A 5261-nucleotide genomic window follows, 5' to 3' on the forward strand; every position below is an offset into this window, starting at 1 on the left:
GGCCTGCGCAGCGAGATGTCCCCGCGCGCGCTCGAAAAATGGAATCCCGCGATCCAGGCGGCAGTCGAGAACACCTCGGACACCATCACTGTTTACGGAGTGATCGGCGAAGACTGGTATGGCGAAGGCGTCACGCTGAAACGAATCGATGCTGCTCTGCGGGCCATCGGCGAGCGAGATGTCACTGTCTATATCAACTCGCCAGGCGGCGACATGTTCGAAGGCATTGCCATCTACAACCGCCTGCAGGAGCACAGCCACCAGGTCACCACCAAGGTGCTCGGCATGGCGGCTAGCGCTGCTTCGATTGTCTTCCTGGCCGGCAAAAAACGTGAGGTGGCCAGCAGCGCCTTCCTCATGATCCACAACTGCTGGACCTGGCTCGCCGGCAATCGCAATTACCTGCGCGATATCGCTGACGACATGGAGGAGTTCGACGCCGCGATGGCAGACCTCTATGCCGAGACCAGCGGCCAGTCGGCAGAAGACATGGCCGAGCTGATGGACGACGAAACCTACATCCGTGGCAAGCGTGCAGTTGAGCTTGGTCTGGCCACTGGGATGTTGTCGCCCACTGAGGTAACCGAGCGCGAAACCGAAGACGCGGCCCAATCCAATGCACTCAAAGCCATGGATGTAGCCCTGGCCAAGGGCGGCATGCCTCGCTCCGAGCGTCGCGAACTGTTCGCCAGTTTCAAGTCCGGCATGCCTCGCGCTGCCGGCGGGGGTACGCATAACGCTGCCCCGCCCGATAAGCCCCGCGCTGTCGCGCCAGACCTTTCCGCCTCTCTGAGCGCGGCAACCAATCTCCTCAATTCTCTGAAAGGAAAGTGACCATGGACTTTGAAGCCCAAGTCAAGGATCTCAACGCCAGCCTCAAGGGCATTGGCGATCAGATCAAAAGCCAAGCCGAGGCGACCGAGAAGCAGATCAAGGCCTCCGGTGAAATGAATACCGAAACGCGCGCCAAGGTCGATGAGTTGCTGACCAAGCAGGGCGAGCTTCAGGCGCGACTGGGCGAGGCCGAGCAGAAGCTCGTGAACGCAAGCCGGGATCGCAACCATCAGGAGGAGCCGCAGAAATCGGTAGGCGCCCTCGTGATCGAAAGCGAAGAAATGAAGGACATGACCTCGTCCTTCCGCGGCTCTCGTCGTGTCTCCGTGCCGCGTGCGGCCATCACCACCGCAACCGGCGGTGACCTAGTGCAGACTCAGCGCCTGCCGGGGATCATTGCCCCGGCTCAACGCCGGCTGACCGTTCGCGACCTGGTCGCGCCGGGTACCACCGAATCGAACTCCATCGAGTACGTCCGTGAGACTGGCTTCACCAACAACGCCCGTACCGTGGCGGAGACCACTGCCAAGCCTTACTCCGATCTGACCTTCGGCCTGACCACTGCGAACGTGCGGACCATCGCCCATTTGTTCAAAGCCAGCCGGCAGATGCTGGACGATGCCAAGGCCCTGCAGAGCTACATCGACGGTCGTGCACGGTACGGCCTCAACATGGCTGAAGAGGCTCAGTTGCTTTACGGCAACGGCACCGGTGTGAACCTGCAGGGCCTCATGACCGTTGCTCAACTGTACGCCGCCCCGGCTGGCGTTGCTGTAGTGGGCGAGCAGCGCATTGACCGCCTGCGCCTGGCACTGCTGCAGGCCGAACTGGCCGAGTTTCCATCGGACGGCATCGTGCTCAACCCGATCGACTGGGCGGCCATTGAACTGACCAAGGACGGGGAAGGCCGCTACATCATCGGTCAACCGCAGGAAGGCACCAACGCGAAGCTGTGGAATCGTCCGGTGGTTTCCACCCAGGCCATGACCCAGAACGACTTCCTGGTTGGTGCCTTCAAGCTCGGCGCTCAGATCTTCGACCGCATGGAAATCGAAGTGTTGATCTCGACCGAGAACAGTGATGACTTCGAGAAAAACATGGCAACGATTCGTGCTGAAGAGCGCCTGGCCTTTGCCATCTATCGCGACGAAGCATTCGTTACTGGCCCGCTAGTCACGCCTTAACCATCCCGCAGATCGGCGCCAGAAATGGCGCCGCAATGGAGTAATCCAATGGCACGTAAACAGGAAACACCAGCCTCCACCGCTGATGCGAAGGATTCGGTATCGACCGTTGATTCCAGCAGCGGGCCGTCTGAAGCTGTCGGGTTGCCTCTTTCGCCTGGCCGAGCGATCGTTCCAGACGCTAGCGACTCCGCTGATTCGGGCGTCCCTGCAACTGCTCCAGGCTCGGCGGAGGACTCGGGTCTGTTGACGGCAAAAGGGCAGGCAGCCGCTGGCACTGGGTCGGATGGCGTCACAGGCGAGCAGGGTGCCGCTATCTCCACGATGGACGCTGCCGATGCCGCATCCGAAGCCGTCGCTCAAACTGCCTCAGTCTTGGCAGATGGCGGCGCCGGCGCTGATGAGTTGGCACTAGATGATCGGGCCAACCCCAACCCTGCGACTCTTCAGATCTATCCGCTGCGTTCGTACATGGACGAGGGTGAGCTTCGTCGCCGCGGCGGTCCGGCATATACGGTGCCGCGCCGGCATGCGGAGGAACTGCTGCAGCGGAATCTGGCATCACTCGAACCCCTGAAGGAGTAGATGATGCCGGTTATCAGTATGTCCACTGCCCGGCATCACCTTCGAGATCCCGATGATGATGACGAGTACCTGGAGCTGCTGGTCGAGGCGGCGGAAGGGCAGGCGATGGACTATCTGAACCGCCGTTTTTACGCCAACCAGCAGGCGCTGGATGAGGCTGTCGCCGCCGGGGATGCCGGTGACTCACCCATGGTCAGCAATAAGCAGATCCAGGCGGCTTGCTTGCTGATCCTCGGCCATCTTTACGCCAACCGCGAGGACATTGTGATCGGGACCATCGCCACCGAACTGCCGCAAGGTTCGAAGGCGCTCCTGACGCCGCATCGTATCGGGTGGGGCATATGAGGGCCGGGCCGCTGCGTCATCGGCTGCAGGTGGCTCATCGACACGAGGAGAGGAATAAATCCGGGGGCGCCACAGTGACGTGGCTGCCAGCTGCTCGCCCTGAAATGTGGGGTGAGGTTCGGACGCCTAGTGGTCGTGTGACCGCAGTGGCAGAAAAACTCACTGCTGTAGTAACAGCCGAAATCATCGGCAGGCCGCGGGCCGACATTGTGGCCGGCTCGCGACTTACTCGCCGTGGAGTTACTTACCAGGTCGAGGCTGTCCTTCCTGACAACGAAAATTCACTGATGAGGCTTCTGTGCTCATCGGTACCTAACCCATGAGGTGAACCATGAAAATCCGAGCACTGGGTCCGCTGACGGGCGCTTCTGGCGAGCGTGAGAAAGGCGAAGAGTTCGAGGTGACCAAAGAGCAGGGCGAAGGCTTGATTGCCCGAGGCTACGCTGAAGCGGTCACCGACAAGGCCGCGAAGCCCGCAAAGGCTGATCCAGCCAAGGAGTAGGGTATGGCGCGCCGGTCGAGCCTCCGCGGCGACATCCGACTGCGCCGGACGCTGCGCAATATCCACAAGACGATGGACAACGAGTTGCAGCCTGCCATGGCCAAAGCAGCCGCGCGGGTACTCGAAACCCAGCGACAGCTGATCCCCAAGGATACCGGCGCTGCTGCGGCCGCCCTGCGTGTCTACGTCACCCCCAGCGGGCTGGATGCTCAGGTGGGCATACGGGGCAAGCGAGACAATCGCCGATTCTTTTACCTGCGGTTCCTTGAGTACGGGACCAAGGGCTATTCCGGCAGCATGTACCAGCGAGCTGACCGGAACGCGATCGGCGGCATGCACACCAACAACCGCGACAAGTCGCAACTGAAAGGGCGGCGCAACTCTATACGCCAGCGCGACACGAAGAACAAGTCCGATGGGCAGCACTTCTTCGGCAAGTACCCGGACATACCAGCGAGGCCGGCACATCCGTGGTTGCGCCCGTCTCTGGACGTCAACCGCGAGTTTGTCATGGCCGATCTTGAAGAGGCAGTCCGCCGCACGCTGCGCAAGGCAAGTCAGGGGGTAGGCAATGGCTGATCCATCACTGGCGCTGCAGGAGGCCATCTTCGCCAGGCTTCAGGCCGAGGTCAGCTGCCCGATATACGATGGCGCGCCGTTGAACGCTGACATGCCGTACGTCTCGATCGACCGGGAAGTCTCGGTCAACAGAAGACCGATCTCGGGCCGAAAGCGCGAAACGCGCCTGCTTTACCTGTCGGTCTGGTCCGATGCCGTAGGCCAGGCCGAGGTGAAGCGCATCAACGGCGAAGTCATCGCGGCCCTTGACCAGCGCCGGCTTCCGCTGGAGGTGGGCCGAGCGGTTTCCGTCCGGGTCGAACAGTCCGACGCGCAGCGCGACGCCGACGGCATCACCTATCAAGGGTCGATCACCGTCCGCGTCATCACCACCCACTGATTCACCTACCGGCCGCCCAGCGGCTTTATCCAATGTGCCTTTGGAGGACCCCCCATGGCCGAAGACAACCTCAACACAGCTGCCGGCTGCCGCCTCTCCATTGGTGGCAAGACCGGCGCGAGCACCCTAACGGAATACGAAGCTGACACCTATGTGGACGTTGGCGAAATCGAAGATCTGGGCGAATTCGGCGACACGTTCAACCCGGTGAACTTCACTTCCCTGGCCAATGGCCGGGTGCGCAAGTACAAGGGCACCGCTGATGCGGGCAACATGACCATGACCGTTGGCCTGGACAATGGCGATGCCGGCCAGAAGGCCGTGGGTGTCGCTCACAAAGACCGCACCAAGGGCAATTACAACATCAAGGTCACGCTCAACGATGGCGACCCAGGCGCAACCCCTGCGATCCTGCCGACCACGTTCTACTACGGCGTCAAGGTGATGAACAACACCGTGGCCCCGGGCGCCGCCGACAACGTCGTCCGCCGCAACGTGACCCTGGCTATCAACACCGACATCATCGAAATCCCAGCCGGTCCGGCTGTCCCGTGATCGATGGGGCGCAAGCCCCATCCTCTCCTGCGAGAAACCCAATGAGCGAAGCCTTGCACGGCACCGTCACGCTGGTGATTGGCGGTCGCAGCTACACCCTCAAGCCGACGCTGGATGCAGCGCTGCGCATCGAGGCCCGTTTCGGCGGGCTGCGCGGCGCGCTGGAGTCCATGCGCCTCATGAGTATCGCCGCCTGTGCCGACGTTGTTGTCGCTGGCGCCGACCTGAAGCCGGATCAGCACCCAGTCATCGCCGGTGAAGTGTTTCACACCGGTGTGGCCCAGGTGTCCGGCAAGCT

General features: G+C 61.8%; 10 protein-coding genes. All 10 read left to right on the forward strand.

Going from position 1 to position 5261, the window contains the following annotated elements; all coding sequences use genetic code 11:
* A partial coding sequence (locus tag HP546_RS25340) for a head maturation protease, ClpP-related (RefSeq protein WP_256678532.1) occupies positions 1–834 on the forward strand: 834 nt, incomplete at its 5' end.
* A 2-nt stretch (positions 835–836) separates the two neighbouring features.
* The gene (locus HP546_RS25345) at positions 837–2018 is read left to right on the forward strand and encodes a phage major capsid protein (protein WP_172231094.1); all 1182 of its coding nucleotides are present in this window, start codon (positions 837–839) and stop codon (positions 2016–2018) included.
* A 48-nt stretch (positions 2019–2066) separates the two neighbouring features.
* Positions 2067–2603, forward strand: coding sequence for a hypothetical protein (locus tag HP546_RS25350; RefSeq protein ID WP_172231097.1), 537 nt, complete (start codon positions 2067–2069; stop codon positions 2601–2603).
* 3 nt (positions 2604–2606) lie between these two features.
* A complete protein-coding gene (locus HP546_RS25355) occupies positions 2607–2948 on the forward strand; it encodes a head-tail connector protein (protein ID WP_026034467.1) in 342 nt (113 codons plus the stop codon).
* Positions 2945–3271 (forward strand): phage head closure protein, encoded by a 327-nt coding sequence (locus HP546_RS25360; protein WP_080956783.1) that lies wholly within the window; start codon positions 2945–2947, stop codon positions 3269–3271. The genes HP546_RS25355 and HP546_RS25360 overlap by 4 nt, the downstream gene beginning before the upstream one ends.
* Before the next feature lie 8 nt (positions 3272–3279).
* Entirely contained in the window at positions 3280–3450 is a 171-nt protein-coding gene (locus tag HP546_RS25365; protein WP_019471621.1) for a hypothetical protein, read from the forward strand.
* Positions 3451–3453: 3 nt separating this feature from the next.
* Positions 3454–4029, forward strand: a complete 576-nt coding sequence (locus HP546_RS25370) for an HK97-gp10 family putative phage morphogenesis protein (protein WP_019471622.1) — start codon at positions 3454–3456, stop codon at positions 4027–4029.
* Positions 4022–4408 carry a DUF3168 domain-containing protein gene (locus HP546_RS25375; RefSeq protein WP_172231100.1) on the forward strand — a complete coding sequence of 129 codons (387 nt, stop codon included), beginning with the start codon at positions 4022–4024 and terminating at the stop codon, positions 4406–4408. Before HP546_RS25370 ends, HP546_RS25375 begins: the two co-directional genes overlap by 8 nt.
* 54 nt (positions 4409–4462) lie before the next feature.
* On the forward strand, positions 4463–4963 hold the full coding sequence (locus HP546_RS25380; RefSeq protein ID WP_019471624.1) for a hypothetical protein: 501 nt from the start codon (positions 4463–4465) through the stop codon (positions 4961–4963).
* A gap of 41 nt (positions 4964–5004) precedes the next feature.
* The coding region (locus tag HP546_RS25385) for a hypothetical protein (protein WP_172231102.1) at positions 5005–5261 on the forward strand (257 nt) is incomplete at its 3' end.

The sequence above is a fragment of the Pseudomonas sp. CM25 genome, from assembly GCF_013179705.1.
In the GTDB taxonomy this organism is placed as follows: domain Bacteria; phylum Pseudomonadota; class Gammaproteobacteria; order Pseudomonadales; family Pseudomonadaceae; genus Aquipseudomonas.